The sequence below is a fragment of the Sinosporangium siamense genome (assembly GCF_016863435.1).
In the GTDB taxonomy this organism is placed as follows: domain Bacteria; phylum Actinomycetota; class Actinomycetes; order Streptosporangiales; family Streptosporangiaceae; genus Sinosporangium; species Sinosporangium siamense.
Genome location: NZ_BOOW01000019.1, coordinates 52,719 through 75,787, shown reverse-complemented (window position 1 = coordinate 75,787; position 23,069 = coordinate 52,719). Strand labels below are relative to the sequence as shown.

The window sequence follows — 23,069 nt, the reverse complement described above, 5'->3', positions numbered from 1 at the left end:
ACGCGGCGGAGACCGGCCGTGGCCGGCAGAAAGCGCCCCAGCCCGCGCCCCCGGCCATCACACCGGAGCGTGGAGGCGCACCCGGCTAACGCGCCAAGGCGCGGATGCCAGAGGTCCGCGATCAAACCCGCGACCACCGACGCGGGGTGTGCGGGAGACCGGCCGACGAGGCCGCGCCGTACCCGACGACGCGGGCGGGACTCCAGTGGTGGCGGCTCGAGGGCCCACCCCCACGATCCCACCCCTGCCCCACAGCCCCGGCCACCACGCCGGGTCGCGGGTGTCAGAGGTCCGCGGTCAGGCCCGCGACCACCGACGCGGGGTGGCGGAGATTGCCGACGAGGCCGCGCCGTGCTCGGCGGCGTGGGCGGGGCTCCAGTGGTGGCGGGTTGAGGGCCGCCCCCACGATCCTGCCCCCTGCTCCACAGCCCCGGCCACCGTGCCGGGGTGTGGGGGTCAGAGGTCCGCGATCAAGGTTGCGACGACCGACATGGCGCGGCGGAGGTCGGCTGAGGAGGCTGCGCCGTAGCCGATGACGAGGCCGTGGGCGTGGGCGGGGCCCTGGTGGTAGCGGGGGAGGGCTTCCAGGAGTACGCCGCGTTCGTGGGCGGCCTCCACTACGTGGGGTACGGCTGGCGCGGGGAGTTCGGCCACGACGTGGAGGCCGGCGGTTTCGCCGCGTAGCGGGCACAGGCCGCGGAGGGCGTCGACCACGACGGCGCGGCGTCTGGCGTATTCGAGGCGCATCCGGCGCAGGTGGCGTTCCAGGTCGCCGCGTTCGAGGAGGTGGGCGACGGCGGCCTGGGCGGGGCCGCAGGTGCGGTCGGCCAGCTTGTCCCGGGTGCGGGCCACGGCTTCGAGCAGTTCGGCTCCGGCGACGAGCCAGCCGACGCCGACGTCGGGCCCGAGGGACTTGGACAGGGTGCCGAGCAGCACCACACGCGCCGGGTCCAGGCCGTAGAGCGCGGGAAGGGGCGCCACGTCGTAGCGGAACTCCGCGTCGTAGTCGTCCTCGACGACGATCGCCCCGGTGCGGCGGGCCCAGGCGAGCAGTTTCTCCCGCCGCGGGATGGGAAGCCGCCCGCCGAGCGGATATTGGTGGGCCGGAGTGGTGTAGAGCACACGCAGCCCGCCGGGCAGCCGTTCGACGATCACGCCGTCCTCGTCCACGGGGCACGGCACGACGTGGGCGCCGCGCGCGGCGAAGACGTTGCGGGCCACGCCGTATCCCGGGTCCTCGACGCCGGCGAGGTCGCCGGGGCGGAGCAGGGTGGCCGCGACGAGGTCGAGCCCGTTGCCCGTGCCGCGGGTGACGAGCACGTCGGCGGCCCCGGCCGGCACCGCCCGGGCCCGCCGCAGATAGGCGGCGACGGCCTCGCGCAGCCGGGGCAGGCCGTAGGGGTCGGGTTCCTCACGGGGTGGCACGTCGGCGGCGCGGCGCCAGGCGCGCCGCCACGCCGCGTCGTCGTAGTCGCGCACCCACGGGATGCCCGGTCGCAGGTCGATCATGGCGGGCGCCGTACGCTGTCCCGGCGGCCCTGCGGCGCCCGGGCCGGGGTCGGGGGGCGGCGTCTCGCCGAATCCGGCGACGTAGGTGCCGGAGCCGTGCCGCCCCTCCAGCCAGCCTTCGGCGTAGAGCTGCTGAAAGGCCTCGGTGACGACGGTGCGACTGACGCCGAGCTGCTTGGCCAGGCCGCGGCTGGAGGGGAGCCGCTCGCCGTGTTTCAGTGTGCCTTGGCGCATGGCCGCGCGCAGGGTGTCGCCGAGTTGCGTGGCGAGCGGTGTGCCCGCGGCGCGGTCGAGTGAGACCGGCAGATCGATGTGGCGGCGCTGCGGCACGGTGGTCTCCTCTTCCGGCGTCGTCGATCCCATGCCCTTTTGGCCCTCACTGTGGCGACCTCTGCGGCGCGCACACGGGTCACCCCGGCTCGCGACCCGGCTCGGACAGTGTCGGGTGCGGAGAGCACGGTGGTCACCACGGTGCCCAGTGGTCCCCCGAAAAGGGCTAATAGTGGACATATTTCATAGGTCCACTATTACCTATGGTGAGCCTCATGCTCTCAGCGACACCCCGCACCGCGCTCGGCCGCTCCAAGGAGCGTGGCCAGAGCGACCGCCAGGCGCTCTACGACGTGCTCGACTCCGGCCTTATCTGCCACCTCGGAGTCGTCGTGGACGGCACGCCCATGGTGGTCCCCACAGGCTACGGGAGGGTCGGCGACACCCTCTATGTGCACGGCTCGACCGGTGCCCGCTCGCTGCGAGCCGCCGAGGGGACCGAGGTGTGCGTGACGGTGACCCACCTCGACGGCATCGTCCTCGCGCGGTCGACCTTCAACCACTCGATGAACTACCGCTCGGCGATGATCTACGGCACCGCCCGCCGCGTCACCGACCCGGACGAGGTGATCACGGGGCTGTACGCGCTGACCGAGCAGCTCTCCCCCGGCCAGTGGGACGCCGCGCGCCGGCCGAACCGCAAGGAGCTCGCCGCGACCGCGGTGCTCGCGCTGTCCCTGGCCGAGGCGTCGGTCAAGGTGCGCCAGGGGCCGCCGGAGGACGAGGAGGAGGACTACGCCCTGCCCGTCTGGGCGGGTGTGCTGCCGATCGTGACGTCCTTCGGCACCCCCGAGCCCGACCCGAGGCTCACCGGGGACATGCCCGTGCCCGACCACATCGCCGGACGGCGTTAGCAGCGGCAGGCCACCGCGAAAAGTACCGAAAACGCCAGGCCCCGCCGTACCCCTAGTAACTGAAGAAAGACGTCCAAATACCGAGAATTCATCCGGCTCGCAAACCAGATCGAGTAGCTGCACGTCATACATGTGGCGTGAAAAGCGAAACGTGCACCACCAGCCGGACTGGAGAGCGGTATGTCGGCCAGCGGTGAATGGAGAGTGCCCGGTTACACCGAGGTGAGCGAGCTCGGCGCGGGCGGCGGCGGCCGCGTCGTCCTGGCCGTCCACGACGAGTCCGGCAGCACCGTAGCGATCAAGTATCTGCCCTCCGACCTGCGCCGCGACCCACGTTTCGCCGACATGTTCGGCCGCGAGGCCAGGGTCCTCGCCGAGGTGAACGACCCGAACATCGCGCGACTCTACGAGTTCGTCCAGAACGACCGCGGCGCGGCCATCGTCATGGAGGCCGTGCGGGGCGTGTCACTCCGCGCCCTGCTGCGTGAGCACGGCGGGACCGGCCCTGAGGCGGCGCTGGTCGTGCTCAAGGGCTCCCTGCTCGGCCTGGCCACGGCGCACGCCCTCGGCGTGGTGCACCGCGACTACAAGCCGGAGAACGTGCTCGTCCAGGCCGACGGCGCGAGCAAACTGGTCGACTTCGGCATCGCCGTACGCCGCGGCGACGCCGCGCCGGTCGCGGGCACTCCGCCCTATATGTCGCCGGAGCAGTGGAGGGGCCTGGCCGCCTCACCCGCGACCGATGTCTACGCCGCCACCGCGGTGTTCTTCGAATGCCTCACCGGGCACCGGCCGTATCAGGCCACCGTGCACACGGTGCTGATGCGCCAGCACCAGAGTGCCCCGATCCCGGTCGAGCAGGTGCCGGAGCCCGTGCGGGGGCTCGTCGCGCGGGGGCTCGCCAAGGAGGCGCTCGCGCGGCCGGACAGCGCCGCCGCCTTCGTCGCCGAGCTCGAGCAGGTCGCGCTCGCGGCCTACGGCGAGGATTGGGAGGAGCGCGGACGCCACCGCCTGGCGGCGCTCGCCGGGCTGCTCACGGCGCTGCTGCCGCTCGGGCCCGCCGTCCCCGATACGGGCACGACGTTGTTCCGCACGCTGCTGCGCGCGGCGCGGCGGAACGGGCCGAGGCTCGTCACCGGGTTGAGCGTCGCCGTGGTCGCGGCGGGGGCCGCGGCCTATGTGCTGGTCAACGCCAATCCGGCGTCGACCACGTTCGACATCGTGTCGGCCTCTCCTCCGGCCTCCTCGGCTCCCGCCGTACCAACGCCGCAGGACGACCCGCAGGCGCCCCCGGCCTCGCCCTCGCCGGAGGCGAGCAGCACCGTCTCGCCCACGGACCCCCTCGGCGGCTCCGTGCCCGACGCGCCGGATCCGTCGCCCGAGCCCTCGGGCATCGAGGTGCCGGGCACACCCCCGGCGTCCGCGCCTCCCACCTCGCCGCCGCCTGCGACGGCACCCCCCACGACAGCGCCCCCGACCACCGCGCCTCCCACTCCCGAGGTCTCCTCCCTGCGCCTCGCCGGTCTCGCGGTCGACGGCACGACCGCCGCCGGCACCGTGCACGTGAGCACGACCGGCACGGGTACGGTCACCCTCACCGTGCGCATGACCGTCGCGAACCGCGTCGTGCACACGCGCCGGATCACGCTCGACGGGGCGACGTCCTACACCCGCGCCTTCCGCCACGATCTGAAGGTGCGGCCCTGCGGCCAGACGGTCGGCATGACCGCCGAGAGCTCGCCCGCGGCGGCGGGCGGCACCGCGAGCGCGCAATATGCCGTGCCGGCGTGCCCGACGGAGGTCACCGGGCTGCGTCTGTCCCTGGACGTGGCCGACCCGCCGGCGAGCGGCGTGCGCGCCGCCGTCGACGTCGACACCAGCGGGCCGGGCGATGTCGCGCTGACGGCCGACTTCCGGGCGGGGGGCGACACCGTCGCCTCGCGGGCGCTGGAGCTCGGCGGGCAACGTTCGTATGCCCGCGTCTTCACCCACACCTTCCGCGAGCGGATGTGCGGCAGCATCGTGAGCGTCACCGTGCGCGCGAAGAGCGAGTCGAACTCCGCGACCGAGACCGCGCAGGCCCGCGTGACGTGCCCGGCCTCGGTGACCGGCGTGCGCATCACCCGTGCCGCCGTCCCGCGGAACCTCGGCACGGCCTCCGTCGCGGTGACCACCGGCGGCACCCAGGCCGTGACCCTGCGCGTCGCCTTCAAGGTGAACGGGCAGACCCTCGCGACCGCGGCTCGCACCCTGTCGGGCGACACCTCCTACAACACCACCGTGCGCGCCGCACTCCCCTCGCTCAAATGCGGCACGACCTGGACCGCCGTCGCGTCCACCGTGCCCGCCGCCGAGGGCGGCGGCGACTCCTACACCGGAACCACTCCCGAGTGCCCGCGTGACATTCCGTCGCCACCCGCGCCTGCGGAGCCGCCCACCCCGTCGCAGGGACGATCTCCCGCGCCGGACGGGCCGGGAACCGACAGCCCACGCTAGACCACTCTTTTTCCCCGCTTCCCTCACCAGGTCTGTCGCCGATGCGTGGAGCGGGCTAACCTGCTCGAATCCGGCCTCGCACTACGGGTCGCTCGTAGAGCTTGAAAGTGCTCGATGACCGGTCATTCAACGTCTAGTCACGATCGATAGACGCAAAAGCGACCCGGCTCACTAAACTACGATCCATCTATCTACCGGTGGGCCCCACAACCAGAGGGAGACCGCTTTGTACGGCATGCCGACAAATTGGCGGATTCCTGGCTACACCGAGGTCCGCGAGCTCGGAACGGGAGCCGCGGGGCGAGTGGTGATGGCCACGCGCGACCACGATGGCACCGAGGTGGCCATCAAGTATCTATCGGAACAGCTCAGAGGCGACGTCGGATTCGTCGCGAGATTCCGCCACGAGGCCCGGCTGCTCGCCTCCCTGGACACGCCTCACGCGGCCCGCTTCTACGAATACCGGGAGACCGGCGAGGGCGCGGCCATCATCATGGAGCTCGTCGAGGGCGTATCACTCCGGCGCGTCCTCAGCGCCGAGGGACCCACAGGACCGGAGGCGGCACTCGTCATCCTCAAGGGTTCGCTTCTCGGCCTGGCCGCCGCGCACAGCGCGGGGCTGGTCCACCGGGACTTCAAACCGGAAAACGTCATCGTCGAGGGCGGCGGCACGAGCAAGCTGGTCGACTTCGGCATCGCCGTACGCGCCGGAGACGGCAACAATCCGGCGGGCACCCCGCCCTACATGGCGCCCGAGCAGTGGGCGGGCGCCCCGGCCGGGCCGGCGACCGACGTCTACGCGGCCACCATCGTGTTCTTCGAGTGCCTGACCGGCGAACGCCCGTTCCGCGGGCAGAACGTCGCCGCGCTGGCCCGCCAGCACCAGAGCACCCCGCCGCCGCTCGACGAGGTTCCGGCGCCGCTGCGCGGCCTCGTCGAGCGCGGCATGGCCAAACATCCCGCGGACCGGCCTCCGTCGGCGGAGGCTTTCCTGGCGGAGTTGAGCGACGCGGCGCTCGCGGCCTACGGCCCCGGCTGGGAGGAGCGGGGGCGGGACCGGCTCGGTGCGCTCGCCGGGCTGCTCGCGCTGCTCTTCCCCACCCCCGCCGCAGTGCCCGACGCCGCGACCGGCCTCGCCCACACCACGCTGCGCGGCGGGGCCCGCATGGGCGGCACGGCGATGAAGGTCGCGGTCGGACTGGGCTGCGCCGCGCTGATCGCCGGTGTCTCGATGACGGTGGTGGCGAACACCAACGGGCCCACGTCCTTGCAGGCGCAAATCCGTACTCTGTCGCCGAGTCCCTCACCGGAGAGTCCGGCGCCGGCCACCGAGACGCCGCCGCTCGACCTCGAGGTCGCACCCGAAGAGCCGCCGAGCGCGGCGCCCGCCGAGGTCGACTCCGACCCCGGCACGTCGTCGGTGTTCTCAGCCCCGGCGCCGCCGACCCGGCGCCCGCCGCCCTCGGCGAAGCCCGCCCCGAGCCGCGCCGCGCCGCCCCCTCGCCCGCCACGGCCTCCGTCCCCTTCGGCCTCGCCCACCCCCACGGCCGAGGAGGAGCCCAACGCGGCGGGCGACCTCGCCCCGAACCGGAGGGACGACCCGCCGCGGCCCGAGCCTCCGGCCCCCACGCCTCCGCCGCCCAGGCCCACCCCGGCCCCGACGCGCAGCACACCCACGAGTGATCCGACCCCCACCGGCGAACCGACGCCGTCGGAGACCCAGTCCGAACCCAGTGGCGAGCCCGAGACCCCTTCCGAGAGCACGACGGGTTCGTCCGCTGCCCTCGCCGGGACGGCGCTGATCACGACGGTGACCCTTCCGATCACGTTCGCGATCCGGCGAGCGACTGGTCGACATCGGAATAATCGGAAACGGCGGTAGAGAATGGCGGAGCGGGGGGTTGTCGCGGGATTTCAGCTCACGCTGAAGTCACGCGCGGCGGAACTCGGCACCTGGACGGACGCGCGGGGACCGGACGGAGTGCTCTCCGGAGCGCTGCTGTTCGACGAACGGCTGCTGGCCGAGCCGGCCGCGCGGGAGCGGCTGGTCGCCGCGGTGCTCGCCGACCGCGATCTCCAGCGGCGGGGCGTCGCGGGGCTGGTCCCCGTCGCCGACCTCGTCGGCGGCGGGAGTGAGACGTGGCTGCTGACCGGCCGCGCGGTCACCCCCGTCGTGGCGCATCTGCTCGCCCCCGCGGGGAGCGGCCCGGCGCCCGGCGTGGCCGAGGCGGTCTCGGTGCTGACCGACACAGCGCACACGCTGATCGCCGTGCATGAGGCCGGGCTTACGCACGGGGCGGTGCACGCCGGCACCGTGGTGATCGGCGAGGACGGGTCGGCGCTCCTCGCCGAACGCGGCCTCGCCGACGCGCTGCGCGGCCGGGCGCCCGCCCCAGAACGCGACCTGTCCTCGTGGTCGTCCCTCGCCCGCAGCCTCGCCGGCACGTGGGCCGCGGGGTCTCCGGAGGCGGCGAAGATCCTCGCCGACGCCGGGCGGACCGCGACCGGCAGGGGGCTGGCCGAGGCCCTCGGCGTCCTGTCGGCCGCCGGACGGCCGGGCCGTGCCGTACTCGCGGCGCTCGCCCAGCAGCGGATCGAGCCGACGGGGCCCTCACCCGCGGTGACGGCGGGCATGCCGGACACCACGGATGTGGTGGACGAAGGGGAGATCGTCACGCTGCTGGGGACGCCGGGGCCGATGAGCACCGGAGCGTTCAACAGCACAAACGGCACGAACGGCCCGACCGGCCACAACGGCGATCGCGATCGCGAAACGGGGGAGGAGATTCGGTTCGGGCCCGGTGTGCCGGGGCCGACGGCGGCCGAGGACATCTGGCGGACCGGGCGTGAGCAGCTCCAGACGGTGCACGCCCAGAACGACCGGCCGAGAGCCGCCCGATGGCGGCGCGGCCGTGCGATCGGAGCGGCGCTCGTGGCCGCGGCCGTCGTGATCGCCGTGATCTTCGTGCTGTTCAACCGGGGGCCAGCGCTCGCGGTGTCGTCGGTGGACGTGCGGACCCCGAAGAAGACCCACGGCTGCGGGGCGACGATCATGGTCACCGGGACGATCAAGACCAACGGCGCGGGCGGCACGGTCGACTACGAGTGGCATAGAAGCGATAAGAAGGCGCCGATCCGCGGCACCGAGACGGTCACCTCGGGGGCCACCTCCCATGAGGTCAGCCTCCGGTGGACCGTCGACGGCCAGGGGGACTTTCGCGGCATCGCCACACTGAAGGTGCTGTCGCCCGTCACCGACGACAAACCCATTCAGGACAAGGCCAGCTTCACCTATAAGTGCTAGTTCGATCTCTGCGGCGACCCGGCACGGCTAAACGGGCGTTCCGGGTCGTGCAATGCATGACAATCCCATAGTTACTAGTCTGGCGCCATGACCACGCAGACCCCCGCAGGTTGGTATCCCGACCCGTATGGCTCACCACAACTCCGCTGGTGGGACGGGAACCAGTGGACCGACGCCACGCATCCACTGGAGGCGACCCCCGGGGGGGACCATCCCACAGCGGGCTCCACCCCCACCATCGCGAATCCGCTCCCCCCCCAGCCCCCCACGCAGCCCAGCGACAGCGGGCAACTCAGGCAGCAGTGGAACCCACCCGCATGGAGCGGGCCCCCCGCGGGTGGGCAACCGCTCCCCGGCGGACAACACAGCGGGCCCTATGCCCTGCCCGGCGGCCCCGGGCAGACCGCGCAGATGCCGCTCCCGGAGTTCCAGTACGGCGGGCCCCCGCCGTCCAAGCGCCCCACCCTGTGGCCGTGGCTGCTCGGCGGCGCGGCCGCGATCGCCGTCGTGATCGCGGTCATCGTGGCCGCCGTGATCTTCGCGACCAACAACGACGGCGGCCCGTCCGCGAGCGCGGTCACCCCCGCGCCGGTCGAGCCCAGCCTGCCCCCGCCGTCGACCGAGCCCCCCACCGAGCCTCCCGCCACCCAGGGGCCCTCGGCCTTCCCGCAGCCCCAGGACAGCCGCATCACCGACCCCGCCACCGGCCTGTCCTACGCCTTCCCCGGCACTCCCTGGACCGTGCCCGAGGCCGCCAGGGTCAACCCGGCCCCGCCCCCCGGCCAGGAGCAGCAGCCGCGTAATCCCTTGCTGCCCGTCTGGACCAGCGCCATCCAGGCCGTCTCCCACGACAACTACGACGGCCAGGGCGGTATCTGGATCGGCAACGTCTACACCGCGCTGCTGCCGGAGGCCTACCCCTACACCGGGCCGAGCAGTCTCAAGGCGACGAGCGCGCAGGTCTTCACGCTGTTCAACCAGGTCTTCTACACCATCGAGCACGACTACCGCGTGCTGCGGGACAAGGAGATGAAGGTCGGCGGGCGGGACGCCCACGTGATCGAATTCGAGCTCGATTTCGGTAAGAAGGCCGAGGACAACGGCTGGAACTGGCGCATGGAGAAGGGCGCGATCGTCCTGGTCGACCGGGGATCGGGGCAGCAGCCGGCGCTCTTCTACATGTCCGTCCCGGACAATCTCAAGCCTGCCACGCTTCAGCAGGTGCTGAACTCTCTCAAGAGCTCGTGAGGGGAGCACTACGCTGGGAGGCATGAGTGACCTGCTGGTCTGGATCGACTGTGAGATGACCGGGCTCGATCTCGGCCGTGACGCGCTCGTGGAGGTGGCCTGCGTGGTCACCGACGGCGAGCTCAACCAGTTGGACGAGGGGGTTGACGTGGTCATCAAGCCGCCCTCCGAAGCACTGGACCAGATGTCGGAGGTCGTGCGTGAGATGCACACCTCCTCCGGCCTTCTGCGCGCCCTGGGTGAGGGCGTCACCCTGGCGGAGGCCGAGAGCCTGATCCTCGACTACATCAGACGCCACATCCCCGAGCCGAAGAAGGCCCCGCTCTGCGGCAACTCCATCGCCACAGACCGCTCCTTCCTCGCCCGCGACATGCTCTCCGTGGACGGCCACCTGCACTACCGGATGATCGACGTGTCCTCCATCAAGGAGCTCGTCCGCCGGTGGTACCCCCGGGTCTACTTCGCCGCACCCGGCAAGCAGGGCGGACACCGGGCCCTCGCCGACATCACGGAGAGCATCCGCGAGCTCCGCTACTACCGCGCCGCGATCTTCGTCGCGCAGCCCGGCCCCGACTCGGCCACCGCCCGGGACCTCGCGGAGACGGTCGCCACGCCGGGGAAATCAATGGCGTAAGAGGTCCCAAAGACCGCTACACTTTTCTTGTACCTGCTCAGGCGGGCACATGGTGGGTGTAGCTCAGTTGGCAGAGCGCCAGGTTGTGGTCCTGGATGTCGTGGGTTCAAGTCCCATCACTCACCCCATGGAGGGCCTGATCGCCGCTTAGCGATCAGGCCCTCAGTCGTTTCCACGCTCTTCCATGCCTTGCCGTACGGCGAAGGGGCGTGCGTAGCCGACTCCGATCTCGTTGTCCACACCCAGGTAGATCGCGCCGGTTGTCCTCCTCGCATCTGGCGTAGATCGTCCGCAGCGTGCTCCACCAGGTTCAGCGGAGTTCCTGGCGTTCTGCCGTTTCGCCCAGACGATGGAGCAGGTGCGCCCAGCCATCGCCGGTCTCCTCTTCGAGTACGGCCGGCAGATCACTGTGGCGCGGGGTGAGCTTGGTGCCGTCACTGTCCGGGGTCAGGGTGACTTCGACCCGGGATGCCTCTGGTGCCATGCCGGGCGCTCCTGGTGTGGCCTCCCAGCCGAAGGTGAAGACGAGACGTTCGTACGGCACGAGCTCCACGAACCGTCCGCGCGTCACCGGGCGCGGGCCCTCGTGCATCGCAACCTGGGAGGTGCCGCCGGGGCGGGCGTCCGGCCCGGCCGTTCCCCACCATCGCGCCAGGAGGACTAGTTGCGGCGATGGCGACGCTGTTCTTCGCTTCGCGTTCGGTGAGGACCTGGAAGAGGAGCTTGGCGCCGTGCCGGTCGAGTTCCAGGTAGCCGAGTTCGTCGATGCAATCAGCGAATGGTCCAGCCGCCGTCGGCCACCACGGCGGCGCCGTGGATGAACGATGACTCCTCGCTCGCTAGGAAAAGCGCGAGCGCCGCGATTTCTTCAGGCCGGCCATGACGTCCCGCCGGAACGCTGTTGATCGGCTTCATGAGTTCTTCGTCTCCCACGGAGAACAGCTCTCGAGTCATCCCGGTCTCCACTGCCCCCGGGCAGATGGCATTGACCCGGATACCCTTGGAACCATAGTCGGATGCCAGTTCCCGCGTTAGAGCGAGGAGTCCTGCCTTGGACGCCGCATACGCGGCACCGAATCCTGCCACGAAGCTGGCAATTGAGCAGGTATTCACAATTACGCCACCTCCGACTTCCAACATCGAAGGAAGTAGCGCCCGAGACACTTGATAAGGCCCTGTGAGGTTTACTCCGATGACCCGGTCCCATAGATCTTCTTCTGTTTCCAGCACCGGCACATAAGTGCCGGGCAGTCCCGCGTTGTTCATCAGGACGGTTATCGGTCCCCCGGCGAACTCCATGCTGCGCTCAACCGCCTGCTCCACGGCGGTTCGCCTCGACACATCAACCTGGACCCCCAGCACTTCCGCGCCCGCGTCGCTCAGCCGCGAGGCCGCCAGGTCAAGAGATCGGATATCGATATCCCACAGAATTACCCTTGCACCTTCGGCTGCAAAGCGTTCCGCCGATGCCAACCCGATACCAGACGCTCCGCCGGTGATGACGGCGGTCTTCCCCGACAGTTTCCCCACTACCTCGTCGCGCATCCCGGATGTCATGTCGACGAACCTTTCATGCAATGATGCACCCGCGTCGCCGGGCGGTTCCCGACTAAGATGTGCCGCCATACTCGATGGTTCGAGCTTGGATCAGAAGCCCTGACCTATGGATCAGTGCCGAGCGCTGATCACCTGCGGCACCGACACGCTCTTGAGACCCTCGACCCCGAACTCCAATCCATATCCGGATTGCTTGATCCCACCGAAAGGAATCATGGGATGGACACTGCCGTGTGCGTTGATCCATACCGTTCCAGCCTCCAGACGCGCAGCGACTCGGCGGGCGGCATCCACATCGGAACCCCATACCGAGGCACCGAGACCGACGTCGAGGGCGTTCGCCATCTCGATCGCGTCGTCCAGGTGGCGATACCGCACGATCGGAAGCGCGGGGCCGAACTGCTCTTCTGAAACGAGAGGATTGTCATTGTCGACATCGGCCACGAGGGTCACGGGGTAGAAGTTCCCGGGAGCCTCCAGGTCTGGGTTCCCTCCGACCAGCACTCTTGCGCCGGCTGCGCGCGCCGAGTCGACTAGACTCCGGACCTTATCGAACTGCCTTCGGTTCTGCACAGGGCCAAGGAGGCTTGCTTCCTCCAGGCCATTGCCCATTGGGGTTTCCTTGGCAACCCGGATCAGTTCAGTGCACACGGCTTCGTATACATCGTCGTGTACGTACAGTCGCTTCAGCGCCGCGCAGGTCTGCCCTGCGTTGATGAACGCCCCCCAGAAGATCTCATTGGCTACGGCAGAAGGATCCACGTCCGGAAGAACAATTCCGGCGTCATTGCCCCCCAATTCGAGCGTAAGTCGCTTCACCGAATCGGCCGAATCATGGATGACATTGCGTCCGGTCGCAGTGGATCCGGTAAACATGATCTTCCCGACATCGGCATGCCGAGCAAGACGAGAACCCACCTCACCGTTTCCGGTGATCGGCACAAGGACATCCTCGGGCAGGACACCATTGATGATCTTCACCAGGGCGAGCACGCTCAGCGGCGTATACTCAGAGGGCTTCACCACCACCGAGTTGCCCATTCGAAGCGCTGGAGCGATCTGCCAGACCGTGATCATCATGGGCCAGTTCCAAGGCCCGATGGCGCCCACCACTCCGATCGGGCGATAGTTCAATTGTGCGTGAATTACGCCGTCATCGAAGACGGTCTCGTCTGGCAATGCGGTGCCGGCTGTCGCCCGTAGCCAGGCGACGGACCCGGCTACTTCGAATCTCGCATTTGCTCCGTTCAGGGGCTTGCCTTGCTCCCGCGTGAGCAGTTCGGCAAGTGGCTCGGCTGCGGACTCGACGGCGGCAGCCGCACGGACCAAGAGGTCCGCACGGTCTTCGTCGGTCCGAGCGGCCCAGGCCACTTGAGCAAGCCGAGCACGTGCAACTGCCGAGTCGACGTCGGCGGTTGAACCCATGGGCGCCCTGCCAACGGTCGCACCAGTGGCGGGGTCGAAAATCTCTCTGCCCGACGGGTCGGTGATCTGCCGCAAAAGGTCGTCTAATGTCAGCACCTGTCAGTTCTCGCTTTCGTTGCGTGGACAGCAATGGGAGAGTGCTAAACCCGGAAACGGTGGGTTTCTTCCGGCCCTGAACGCCGCTGCGACCCCTGACGGTCGGCTCATTGGATCTGCGATCACCTGATGTGCTATTACTCTAAGTAGCCCGACAGCCGCACGGCCCAGTCCAGGCCCCGCCCCATCCTCCAGACCAGTCGCGCCAACGATCTCTCGAGAGCCGTCGCCGGCGAAGTAGTAGCCCTGGTCGGCGAAGCGCGACCCATACGTGTCGATGAACCGCTGGTAGTCGCCCCACGGGGTGCGCAGCATCGCCGGCCACGGCTTGGTCACGACCTGGAAGCCGCCCGAGCCGTCCGGCACCGACTCGCCGGCGTCCAGACGGCCAAGAATCCTCCACACCCTGGCCGACCCCGAGCTCGCGGGCCGTCTCGCCTTCGCGCAGATGGACCAGCACGAGCACGGCCTGCTGAACGGGATTGAGCCGACGCCAGACGTATCCGGTGGCCCTGCGGTGGCGGCGGTCAGACCGGCGACGTACTTAAGCGGCTGAGGAGACAAATCGACGGCGGCACGGTGGCAAAGCACTCGAAGCCTCTGGTTCTGCTGGTTCAATCTTGGTCGATCGACCCACCTACCAGGGGCTTCTCTACGTCACGAGCGGCTCTCCATCTCAGGGATGCCGATGAGGGACAGGCAGGACCTCGCCGATGGATCGGCGGATGGCGAGGGGGAGGTGATCTAGGTCGCCGGTCGTGAGCACGGCGGCGATGTGGCCATCGGGTCGGATCAACCACATCTCACCCGGTCGGGCGTTAAGCGCAGCCACCAAGCCACCGCCTGGGTCGATGTCGCTTAGTCGGAGCACCGAAGTAGGCGCGTCCGTGACCGCGGTCACGGCGGCGGTGACCCTTGCGGTGTCGACGCCGTCGGTGGTGAGAAGCAGTAGCCCGTCACGCACCAGTTGGCGTAGCCGCGTGACAGCAGGACGGCCCGCCACCGCCACCGGTGCGTCCGGCACGAGGACGCCAGGAACGGCTGCAGCCGGCTCGCCACGGAGCGGTCGCCCAGTGAACCGCCGATCCGGGTGCAAGGTGGTGAGTGGCGAGGCGATGTACCAGTACGGCTCGGCGAAACGACCCGAGTCGACCTGGACCTGCGCGTCGGGATCTGTCATGGCATCAGCCAGGAGTCGCGCTCGGCGGGCCCGCTCCCGCTGGTCGCGGGGAACCAGGAAACGCATGGTTGCGCTGGTGACCTCAAGGTTCTCGCGAGCCGCCGCCAGCCGCTCGGCGTCGTAACTGTCGAGCAACTCATCAGGAGACCAGCCTCGCAGGACGAACGCGAGCTTCCAGGCGGCGTTTTCCGCGTCCGCGATACCCGAGTTCAAACCTCGAGCACCGAAGGGCGCCACCAGATGAGCACAGTCACCTGCCAGCAACACCCGACCGACCCGCATCCGGTCCACGCAGCGAGCATGGAACTGGTAGACCGACTTCCATACGATCTCGTAGGGTCGGTCACCGGTGATCGCCCGGATCCGAGAATCAAGGCGGCCGTCGGCTACTTCCGACTCCAGGTCGAAGTCCGCCGGAACCTGCCAGTCGATCCTGAAGATCGAGTCCGGGCACGGGTGGATCAGCACCTGGCGGCCTGGGTTCCAATCGGGGTCGAAGTAGAAGCGGCGCTCGCTCTCCCACCCGGGCAAATCGCTGCGAATGTCGCAGATCAAAAAACGGTCATCAAAGCTTTGCCCCCCGAAGGAGACGCTCAGCATCTCCCGGATGCGATCGCCGCGGGCACCGGCAGCCGCCACCGCATACGGTGCGCGGAAGCGCACCTCGCCATCTGCCGAGGCGCAGGTCAGCAGCACTTCGTCATCGAACTGGTCCAGCGCCACAACGTCGTGCCCCCATCGGACCTCGATCAGTGACTGCCTACGGATCTGCTCATCAAGAACCTGCTCGGTACGGCACTGCGAGACGTTGACGAATGGCGGCAACGGCGAGTGCACCCGGTCGACGAACGACCACTGGCTGAGCACATGGTCGCGATAGAACGTCCGTGCCGTGGTCCAGGTCAGACCGTCATCGGCTATCTGCTGGGCACCGACGGCGGACCAGATGTCGAGCACATCGCGCTGCTGGCAAATCGCTTTGGAGCCGATCGCGTCCCGTTTACTACGGGCGTCGAGCAAGACGACCGGAATACCCCAGCGGGCGAGCAGCAGGGCCGTAGTTTGTCCGACAGGACCGTTGCCGATGACGGCGACTGGTCGACCCGAGTAGCGAGGAGGAGGCACCAGCGTCACCCTTGGAGCTCTGCCCAGACCTCGCGGTCCCGGTCCGCCGTCCAGATGCGTGGCCAGTCGATCCCATCGAGTTCGTCCCACAGCCGCGAGACGTCGAACGGAAGGCAATGTTCAAAGATCGGCCAGGCGCCGAACTGCGGTGCCAGCTTGTCGTGAGTAGCTGTGAACGCCTCCTTCAGCGTCCCACCGCGCGCGTGCACTGCACCCACCTCGTCGCGCATCACGAGTAGGAACTTGCGGGTCTGCTCGATCGCAGCATCGACGGCCTCACGCCCCTTGGGCACCACCCCGCGGCCACCCACGAGCGTCTCCGCTCCGAACTCCTTGACACGGTCGAGTGTGGACGTAGACCAGTCCTTGTGGAAGGCGTCACCCGTGTAGAGCGCCGCCTCGGCCTCTACCAGATCACCGGCGAAGAGCACCTTCTGCCGTGGCAGCCAAGCGACGATGTCACCCGCAGTGTGGCCGCGACCGCAATACTGCAAGATCAGCTCGCCTCGGTCGCCACCGAGATCGATCCGCATACGATCGGAGAACGTGACGTCTGGCCAGGTCAACCCCGGCACCGATTCGGGCTCGCGGAACAGTCGGGGCATTCGACCGAACTCGCTGTCCCAGTCCTGCAGTCCACGCTCCTCAATCAGCTTGCGCGTGTTGTCGTGCGCGACGACCACGTCGGCGTCAAAGGCAGACGCACCCAGCACGCGGACGGCGTGGTAGTGCGACAACACCAGGTACCTGACCGGCTTGTCCGTGTGCTCACGCAACTTCGCCAGCCAGTCCCGCGCAGCGGCGGGCGTCGCGCGTGCTTCAAAAGCGACAACAAAGTCCTCGCCCTCGATCGCGCCGACATTGGGGTCGCCCTCCGCCGTCAACGCATAAACTCCCTCAGCCAGCACCTCCAGAGTCTCGTCCTTCGCACCCAGATCCGCGGACGACGCGAAAGGCTTGGTAGCCATACGGGTGATTCCCTTCTGCCGTTAGAGCCGATGGTGACGAGAAACATTCCGGCGGCAAGCTCGGAACTCCTCGCCGTGACGTCGTGAAATGTCAGCGCGGTCCGAAAACAAGGAAGATCTTTCTGAGTTGCTCGTGTACTTCCCAAACTCCAGTCCAACCTGGGGGGAACACTGCAGAGTCACCTGAGGCCAGAACCACTGGGGGTTCACCATCGCGCCGGACGGTCATTTTTCCGGCTAGGATATGCACGAACTCTCCATGCCGGTCGAACTCCCAGCGTGATTCTCCGGGCTGGCACTCCCAGAGGCCAACCTTGATGGCATCATCCTCAGAATTGAATATCACCCGGCTCCGGGTATCGATTGGCGAGCCGCCCAGCGGCGTAGCCATCGGCGGCTCCAATGGACGAGTTGGGAGATCCGCCTCAAAGGCATCCTTCGCCTGGAAATAAACCGTCACCGCATACTCCGATCGTATCGACGCCCTCGCGCATCTGCCGAAAGGACGTGCCTCGTCAAGCGTCCCCGTAAATTCTGTTGGCCGTCTCTGCCAGGCTCCCGACGATGTCGCCGTGGCCGTCGGCTAGCTGACTCAGCGGCAAACAGCGTGAAATGAACCCGTCAGGCCGCAGGAGAAGCGCAACCCCCGATGTCGCCTCGCCGAGCACTCGTGTCCGGGCCGTGATTGCCGCTGTCGTGAACTCCTGATCGATCGAATCGCCGCCAAGATGACGCACGTTGACAACGACGCGGTCGCCGACCGGCTGCTGGATCGTGACCACCATTGGGTGAGTGCCGTAGGAGTCTCGCAACCGGCGGATGCCACGCGCGCTCCCCTCGGCAACCGGGAGATCGGGCATGAGTTCGCCTGGCATGACCGCGAGATCCTCAAGCCCCGACAGGCCGAGCATCGTGAGCCTCGACTCCGGAACTCCCTCTGGACGATAAAAATGACCGGCATCCACCAGGCTTCGGGCGGCAGGTATACGCACACCGACTGCCAGGGTGACGTCTCTGCGCCACCTGCCCATTCGAGTCGTCGGCGCCATGAAGGCTGCGGTCTTGGATGTGACGCCGAAGTGCCGCGAAGCGACTGATCGCCGCTCCTCGTGATACGTCTCCAGGAGCGCCGGCGATGCCTGCCCCGTGAGCACCATTCCTAGTTTCCATGCGAGGTTGTCTGCATCTGCCAGACCCGAATTGAGTCCGCGCGCGCCATACGGCGCGTACAGATGTGCAGCGTCTCCCACCAAGAAGCAGCGCCCGACTGAGAAGCGTGAGGCCATCAATTGCTTGAACACGTACGAGGTCGACCACGTCACCTCGTAGTCGTGCTTACCCACCATGGAGCGGATGCGTTGATCCAGCGTTCCGTCACGTGTCTCAGCCTCCAGGTCCGGGGGCTTCCCGACCTGAAAGTCGAGATGCCAGAGCGAGAACGGCTGAGGATGGATGAGCGCTGTTCGTCCGGCGCCGCCGGGAGGATGGAAGATGAAGCGGCGCTCGTCGGCGAATGGTAGGTCTGCGCGGATATCGACGATTAGGTAGTGATCGTCGTGTGCATGACCTTCGAATCGAAGCCCTAACGCTTTCCGTACGGCAGAACGAGCACCATCACAACCCGCCACGTACTGTGCGACGACCTGGCTGCCATCCGAAAGCTCTGCGACGACGTGGTCGTCGCGCTGACGAAGCCCCTCAAACGCCACCCCAAGCCGCAGATCCACTCTCTGCTCCCGCTCGACCTGCTGGAGCAGCAGGCGCTCGGTCTCACTCTGGGGAAAATTCACCGCGGTGGGATACCCATACGGATCCGGCTGGTCAAACTCATCGAACCTAAGCTCACGGTCACGCACGAACACACGTGAACCCCGAAGCCGGATCCCCTGCTCAGCGACCGTTCGCCCCACCTCGACTCGGTTAAGGATCTCGAGTGACTCACCGTGCATCAGGACGGCCTTGGAACTCAGCCTGATCTCGGTGCCCGCAGGGTCGACGACAACACTGTTCACGCCATAGCGGGCGAGCAGCAAAGCCAACGTCATCCCGACAGGTCCTCGGCCAACGATGAGGACGTCAGTGACCGTCTTATCGCTCACGGTAGGACAACTGCCCGCGCCGAGATCTCGACAAGGAACTCGGGACGGGCCAGACCCGCCACCACCACAAGCGTGCTTGTCGGCTTGACGGGCCCGGTGAAGAACTGGACTCGCGCATCGTTGATCGCAGCTAGGTAACTGCGGTCTGTGCAATAGGTCGTGGTCTCGATTACATCGTCGATCCCGACGTCGGCGGCCTCGCACACCGCTGCCAGATTGGCAAAGATCTGATCCGCCTGTTGACGAGCGTCGTTCACGCCCTTGACGCGCCCTTCAGCGTCCACCGATACGAGCCCCGAGATCACTAGCTCATTTCCCTGCCGAACGGCATAGGAGTACGCAAACTTCACGGGCAGCTCGGACGGAAGGACTTTGGGGGTGATCGCCCGCCGCGTCATGCCTGCCCCTCCAAGTCCAGGTCGGTCCAGACGTTTCGGGGTGTCCACCATCGAGGCGCGTGAGTATCCTCGGCGATCTGGGCTGCCGCGAGATACCCGGGGAAGCCAGTGATGTTGCCACCGGGGTGCGCACTTGACCCCGCCAGATACAGGCCCTCAATCCCAGGAACGGCGTGGCCGCGCATTCCAGGGAATGGACGGTCGACCCCGCGCTGCCCAGGCCCGAACCAGCCGTGATACAGATCGCCTCTTTGCATGCTGGGGAAGCGACGCTCGGTGTCCAGCGGTGAGCCTGCGAAGGCTCCCAGCAGATTCGCTCCGCCAAGGTTGGGTGCGTAACTCCGCCAGAAGTCCAGCACGATCTGAAGCTGGCGATCCTTGTAGGAATCCCAGTTCGAGGCGTCACCCCCAAGCGCGTACGGCGTCTTCTGCCACATGTAGGCCGCGTGGTGCCCCGGTGGCGCTTGGGAGGGGTCGTGCACGGTCGGACAGCCACCGATGAGCATCACCTCATCAGAGACCACGCCTCGGTCGGCATTGTCGTAGAGGCGAAGGACGGCGGCTGGATCCTCAAGCCCCAGGAAGGTCAACCGGGCCTGATTGATGTCTGGATTCGTCTCGGCGGCTGTGTAATCAGGAGCATCCTTGAGCGAGACGTTGACTCCGAAGATCTGACCGACCTTCTGGTACTTGAAATCATTGGTCTTCGTCGTGAGCTCGGCCGTGGAGTCGTCACCGAGGAGCTGCAGGAAGGTCTGGTGGGGGTTCAGGCTGCTGGCCACAAAGCGGCGAGCCCGGATGACGCTTCCATCCTCCAATTCAACTCCCACTGCACGGCCGGCCTCGATGAGGATCCTTCGAGGCGTCGTCTGCTCCATGATGTGGCCCCCGTGGGCGTACACATCGTGCTTCAAGGCTCGGGCCAGGGAGTAGGAACCCCCCACAGCAATCTCACCCGGAAGCTGAGACGCCAGGAATGTCGGGATCACATTCCCCTGATCTTGTACGTTCACGTCAACTTCGCGGATGATGCAGTAGTAGAGCAGCATGGCCTTGACTGCATCGTTCTCGAAGGTGTCGTCGATAAACTGTCGCGGGGACAGCGCCGCGTACTTCAGGTAGCGTCGACCGACATCTGATTTTTTCAGGATCCGGTCACGCTCCTCGAAGGTGACGGCCGGCGACGACATCTCCGGGCCCACGATCTCACGCACAACATCGCGATGCTCGATCGCGATCGTTCGCCATGCCTCCGCATCCCGCTTGGAGAACTGAGCGATTGATTCCGCTGTCTTCTCCACTGACTCGTACCAAACGATGGCTCGACCATCGCGCTGAATGCTCGCGATCGACGGATCGGGCACGACGAACCGTACCCCCCAGTCCGCAAGTCCCAGGTCGTTGAACCACGCGGACGAGGAAACCCCCTTGAGCGAGACCGCATGAGTTCCGTGGAAGAACCCGGCGAGTGAGTTGTCCTCGGGCGTTTGCAGTCCACCACCCGCGTGCTGCCCTCTGTCGATCGAGAGGGTGCTCAAGCCGGCGCGGGCGAGATATGCCTGAGTAATCAGGCCGTTATGTCCGGCACCGATAATGATGCCGTCGTACTCCTGTTTGTACCCCACAGTGTTTCCTCTCCTCGATGATCAGCGAATGCTGTGTACTGAACGGCTTCCTAGGCGCGTCCCAAGAACGCGAAGCGACGGCGGTTTCAGGTGCTGGGGTCGGGGGGTCTCCGCGAGGGCAAACCGATCGGCCGGCTGACCGGTGATCAGAGCGCCGCGATCGTGGTCAGCGAAAGCAAGTGAGGCGGCGGCAGTGATATACATCGCCGGCGCGTCCGAAGTACCACGCGTCCGCTGGAGTCAAGCCGAGTCACCGATACCTACAAGGGGGTCGGCCTCCGTAAATGGCGAGTCAGACCCACAAGCGACCCTGACGCCCGCCCTAATCCACGACTGCAGCGGCGTCGCGGCGTCCGCCGCGGCCGTTCCCCACAGATCCGCGATGCGTGGCGTGATCCAGCTGTGCACCTGTGGCTGAGTCGCCGGCCCCATGCGCCAATCGGATGCAAGTGACCATCGTCGACGTCTGGACTGTCGGCGTGCAGTCCGGCGAGCAGCAAACCGAGGGAGTTGACCGATGCCGAATGGCCCGAACGCCTGGCTTACGTCGGCCCACTCCTTGACCATGGCAGTGCGTCCGTCGTTGCACAACATCGCTGTCGCCCCAGGCTGGGCAGGGTTCGATGTCCGGATGGTTGCCCGAATGAGAATCTGCGCCTGCTGCCGTGAAGCCATGTAAGGAACTCTAGAAAGCAGCACTGGTTCGCAGTAAGGTCCAGTTCCATGTTGGCAAACCAGTCCAGTTATGCCGCCGACCTCGCTCTCCCCGACTTACCTCGGCGCCCCGAGCGGACGCTCACTGGGCGCTTGGCTGGATCGCTCCAAGACGCCATCCGGAGTCGACGGCTTCGCCCTGGAGCGCCGGTGCCGTCCTCACGCGCGTTGGCGAACCAACTCGGCTGCTCTCGCTGGGTCGTGGTACAGGTCTATGAACAGCTCGTTGCCGAGGGCTTTCTCACCGCGACGCCCGGCGGCGCGACGCGGGTCTACGACCTTCCCGGCCAGAGCCGGCCCCAGGCCATCGAGCCTCCAGCCTCTACTCTTCGATACCGGATCGACCTTACGCCGGGCCAACCCGATCTCTCCGCATTCCCCGCCAGCGCATGGTTGCGCTCGACACAGCACGTGCTCGCCAGCATGGAGTGGGACTCACTGAACTATGTGGACCCCTCCGGTCATCCGCACTTCAAGTCCACGATGAGCGAGGTTCTGGGCCGCGGACGCGGAGTCGTGGCCCAAGCTCAGCAGATCCACGCGACGGCCGGCGCCTCCCATGCGATCGGCTTGATCTGCCGCGCGGCCGCCCGCCACGGGCATACCCACATCGCCGTCGAGGAGCCCGGTTGGCCACCGCTCCGCGCATTTTCCGAAGCTGCCGGCTTGAAGCTCGTCCCGATCCCGGTCGACCAGCATGGACTTCGTGTCGATTTGCTGGAACAGAGCCCTCACGTTCGCCTGGCCCTTGTCACGCCCGCACACCAGTTCCCCACCGGCGTGGTGATGTCTCCCGAACGCCGAAACGCCCTACTCCAATGGTCGGTCGCCGTGGACGGTCTGATCATTGAGGACAGTTACGACTCCGAGTTCAGGTATGACAAGCGACCGCTGGGCTGCCTTCAGAGCATGGCGCCAGACCGAGTCGCCTTCGTCGGCTCCACCACCAAGCTGCTGGCGCCCAGCCTGCGCTTGGGTTGGCTGGTTGCCCCGCCTCAGTGGAGCCCGCTTGTCGCAGCCGCGCGGGAAGGCCACGATCTCGGAGTATCAGCCCTCATTCAGCTCACCTTTGCCGATCTCGCCGGTAATGGACAACTCGAGCGCCACCTCAACCGGTCCCGGCGTCTCTACAGGGCAAAGCGCGCATGCATGCTCGATGCACTGTCCACCCACCTTCCCCACCTTCAGGTCGTGGGTATCGCCGCCGGCCTTCACCTGCTTGCACGGCTGCCGGCCGGAAGCGACGAGCGACGGATCACCGCGGTCGCAGCACGACATGGGGTCAAGGTCTTCGGCCTCGAACGGTACGACATGGGTGTCAGCCGTCAACGTGGTTTGGTCCTCGGATATGCGCGCGCAACGATGCCGGCCATCCAGGAAGGAATCAGAATTCTCAGCACCTGCATGTGATATTCAACTGGGCCGCGACCACTTGGGCGCGCTGCAGGCCGCGGCTGCCTGCGGCCTGCCCTCCTCGCCGACAGCGGCTACGACGGCGCCGGAACCG

Annotated in this window: 18 protein-coding genes, 1 tRNA gene and 1 pseudogene; 9 read left to right on the top strand and 11 right to left on the bottom strand. The window is 67.5% G+C overall.

Translation table 11 applies throughout. The annotated features are described in order from the left end of the window. Positions 1–456: 456 nt before the first annotated feature. The gene (gene pdxR, locus Ssi02_RS15460; RefSeq protein ID WP_204026100.1) at positions 457–1,872 is read right to left on the bottom strand and encodes a MocR-like pyridoxine biosynthesis transcription factor PdxR; all 1,416 of its coding nucleotides are present in this window, start codon (positions 1,870–1,872) and stop codon (positions 457–459) included. Between the two features lie 182 nt (positions 1,873–2,054). Here pdxR (Ssi02_RS15460) and Ssi02_RS15455 point away from each other — a divergent pair, with 182 nt between their 5' ends. From Ssi02_RS15455 to Ssi02_RS15425, 7 genes are all read left to right on the top strand, one after another. After that, complete coding sequence (locus tag Ssi02_RS15455; protein ID WP_204026098.1) at positions 2,055–2,693, top strand: pyridoxamine 5'-phosphate oxidase family protein; 639 nt, start codon at positions 2,055–2,057, stop codon at positions 2,691–2,693. Between the two features lie 180 nt (positions 2,694–2,873). Further along, positions 2,874–5,189, top strand: a complete 2,316-nt coding sequence (locus tag Ssi02_RS15450; RefSeq protein ID WP_204026096.1) for a serine/threonine-protein kinase — start codon at positions 2,874–2,876, stop codon at positions 5,187–5,189. A gap of 235 nt (positions 5,190–5,424) precedes the next feature. Beyond that, positions 5,425–7,071, top strand: a complete 1,647-nt coding sequence (locus Ssi02_RS15445; protein WP_239128932.1) for a serine/threonine-protein kinase — start codon at positions 5,425–5,427, stop codon at positions 7,069–7,071. Between the two features lie 3 nt (positions 7,072–7,074). Next, complete coding sequence (locus Ssi02_RS15440; RefSeq protein ID WP_204026092.1) at positions 7,075–8,493, top strand: protein kinase family protein; 1,419 nt, start codon at positions 7,075–7,077, stop codon at positions 8,491–8,493. Between the two features lie 87 nt (positions 8,494–8,580). Then, the gene (locus Ssi02_RS15435; RefSeq protein ID WP_204026090.1) at positions 8,581–9,741 is read left to right on the top strand and encodes a DUF2510 domain-containing protein; all 1,161 of its coding nucleotides are present in this window, start codon (positions 8,581–8,583) and stop codon (positions 9,739–9,741) included. Positions 9,742–9,763: 22 nt separating this feature from the next. Next, positions 9,764–10,375, top strand: a complete 612-nt coding sequence (gene orn, locus Ssi02_RS15430) for an oligoribonuclease (protein ID WP_204026088.1) — start codon at positions 9,764–9,766, stop codon at positions 10,373–10,375. A gap of 52 nt (positions 10,376–10,427) precedes the next feature. Next, positions 10,428–10,503: transfer RNA gene (locus Ssi02_RS15425), tRNA-His, on the top strand. Positions 10,504–10,685: 182 nt separating this feature from the next. On the opposite strand, the gene Ssi02_RS15420 is transcribed toward Ssi02_RS15425, so the two are convergent. The 4 genes and pseudogenes from Ssi02_RS15420 to Ssi02_RS15405 form a co-directional block, all read right to left on the bottom strand. Beyond that, positions 10,686–11,030: an SRPBCC family protein gene (locus Ssi02_RS15420; protein WP_204026111.1), complete on the bottom strand. Its 345-nt coding sequence runs from the start codon at positions 11,028–11,030 to the stop codon at positions 10,686–10,688. 10 nt (positions 11,031–11,040) lie between these two features. Continuing rightward, positions 11,041–11,145, bottom strand: a pseudogene (locus tag Ssi02_RS15415) (ATP-binding protein); the annotation flags it as partial. Between the two features lies 1 nt (position 11,146). Continuing rightward, a complete protein-coding gene (locus Ssi02_RS15410; protein WP_204026086.1) occupies positions 11,147–11,932 on the bottom strand; it encodes an SDR family NAD(P)-dependent oxidoreductase in 786 nt (261 codons plus the stop codon). Positions 11,933–12,043: 111 nt separating this feature from the next. Then, positions 12,044–13,453: an aldehyde dehydrogenase family protein gene (locus Ssi02_RS15405; RefSeq protein WP_204026084.1), complete on the bottom strand. Its 1,410-nt coding sequence runs from the start codon at positions 13,451–13,453 to the stop codon at positions 12,044–12,046. 304 nt (positions 13,454–13,757) lie between these two features. Between Ssi02_RS15405 and Ssi02_RS39795 the strand changes: the two genes are divergently transcribed. Beyond that, positions 13,758–14,009, top strand: coding sequence for a hypothetical protein (locus tag Ssi02_RS39795; protein WP_204026082.1), 252 nt, complete (start codon positions 13,758–13,760; stop codon positions 14,007–14,009). Between the two features lie 120 nt (positions 14,010–14,129). Here the strand turns inward: Ssi02_RS39795 and Ssi02_RS15395 are convergent, their stop codons facing one another. From Ssi02_RS15395 to Ssi02_RS15370, 6 genes are all read right to left on the bottom strand, one after another. After that, positions 14,130–15,767 carry an FAD-dependent monooxygenase gene (locus Ssi02_RS15395; RefSeq protein ID WP_204026080.1) on the bottom strand — a complete coding sequence of 546 codons (1,638 nt, stop codon included), beginning with the start codon at positions 15,765–15,767 and terminating at the stop codon, positions 14,130–14,132. Then, positions 15,764–16,726 (bottom strand): MBL fold metallo-hydrolase, encoded by a 963-nt coding sequence (locus Ssi02_RS15390; protein WP_204026077.1) that lies wholly within the window; start codon positions 16,724–16,726, stop codon positions 15,764–15,766. Before Ssi02_RS15390 ends, Ssi02_RS15395 begins: the two co-directional genes overlap by 4 nt. A 91-nt stretch (positions 16,727–16,817) precedes the next feature. Beyond that, positions 16,818–17,186 (bottom strand): cupin domain-containing protein, encoded by a 369-nt coding sequence (locus Ssi02_RS15385; RefSeq protein ID WP_204026076.1) that lies wholly within the window; start codon positions 17,184–17,186, stop codon positions 16,818–16,820. Between the two features lie 55 nt (positions 17,187–17,241). Then, positions 17,242–18,825 (bottom strand): FAD-dependent monooxygenase, encoded by a 1,584-nt coding sequence (locus tag Ssi02_RS15380; RefSeq protein WP_275410682.1) that lies wholly within the window; start codon positions 18,823–18,825, stop codon positions 17,242–17,244. After that, positions 18,822–19,223, bottom strand: coding sequence for a RidA family protein (locus tag Ssi02_RS15375; protein WP_204026072.1), 402 nt, complete (start codon positions 19,221–19,223; stop codon positions 18,822–18,824). The genes Ssi02_RS15380 and Ssi02_RS15375 overlap by 4 nt, the downstream gene beginning before the upstream one ends. Beyond that, positions 19,220–20,848 carry a phytoene desaturase family protein gene (locus tag Ssi02_RS15370; RefSeq protein ID WP_204026070.1) on the bottom strand — a complete coding sequence of 543 codons (1,629 nt, stop codon included), beginning with the start codon at positions 20,846–20,848 and terminating at the stop codon, positions 19,220–19,222. The genes Ssi02_RS15375 and Ssi02_RS15370 overlap by 4 nt, the downstream gene beginning before the upstream one ends. Positions 20,849–21,571: 723 nt before the next feature. Between Ssi02_RS15370 and pdxR (Ssi02_RS15365) the strand changes: the two genes are divergently transcribed. Next, positions 21,572–22,972: a MocR-like pyridoxine biosynthesis transcription factor PdxR gene (gene pdxR, locus Ssi02_RS15365; protein WP_204026067.1), complete on the top strand. Its 1,401-nt coding sequence runs from the start codon at positions 21,572–21,574 to the stop codon at positions 22,970–22,972. Positions 22,973–23,069 lie beyond the last annotated feature (97 nt).

What these genes read in the sequence shown, in the direction of transcription:
- pdxR (WP_204026100.1), bottom strand. Translation starts at nt 1,872, where the DNA reads ATGGGATCGACGACGCCGGAAGAGGAGACCACCGTGCCGCAGCGCCGC.
- Ssi02_RS15455 (WP_204026098.1), top strand. Translation starts at nt 2,055, where the DNA reads ATGCTCTCAGCGACACCCCGCACCGCGCTCGGCCGCTCCAAGGAGCGT.
- Ssi02_RS15450 (WP_204026096.1), top strand. Translation starts at nt 2,874, where the DNA reads ATGTCGGCCAGCGGTGAATGGAGAGTGCCCGGTTACACCGAGGTGAGC.
- Ssi02_RS15445 (WP_239128932.1), top strand. Translation starts at nt 5,425, where the DNA reads ATGCCGACAAATTGGCGGATTCCTGGCTACACCGAGGTCCGCGAGCTC.
- Ssi02_RS15440 (WP_204026092.1), top strand. Translation starts at nt 7,075, where the DNA reads ATGGCGGAGCGGGGGGTTGTCGCGGGATTTCAGCTCACGCTGAAGTCA.
- Ssi02_RS15435 (WP_204026090.1), top strand. Translation starts at nt 8,581, where the DNA reads ATGACCACGCAGACCCCCGCAGGTTGGTATCCCGACCCGTATGGCTCA.
- orn (WP_204026088.1), top strand. Translation starts at nt 9,764, where the DNA reads ATGAGTGACCTGCTGGTCTGGATCGACTGTGAGATGACCGGGCTCGAT.
- Ssi02_RS15410 (WP_204026086.1), bottom strand. Translation starts at nt 11,932, where the DNA reads ATGACATCCGGGATGCGCGACGAGGTAGTGGGGAAACTGTCGGGGAAG.
- Ssi02_RS15390 (WP_204026077.1), bottom strand. Translation starts at nt 16,726, where the DNA reads ATGGCTACCAAGCCTTTCGCGTCGTCCGCGGATCTGGGTGCGAAGGAC.
- Ssi02_RS15375 (WP_204026072.1), bottom strand. Translation starts at nt 19,223, where the DNA reads ATGACGCGGCGGGCGATCACCCCCAAAGTCCTTCCGTCCGAGCTGCCC.
- pdxR (WP_204026067.1), top strand. Translation starts at nt 21,572, where the DNA reads ATGTTGGCAAACCAGTCCAGTTATGCCGCCGACCTCGCTCTCCCCGAC.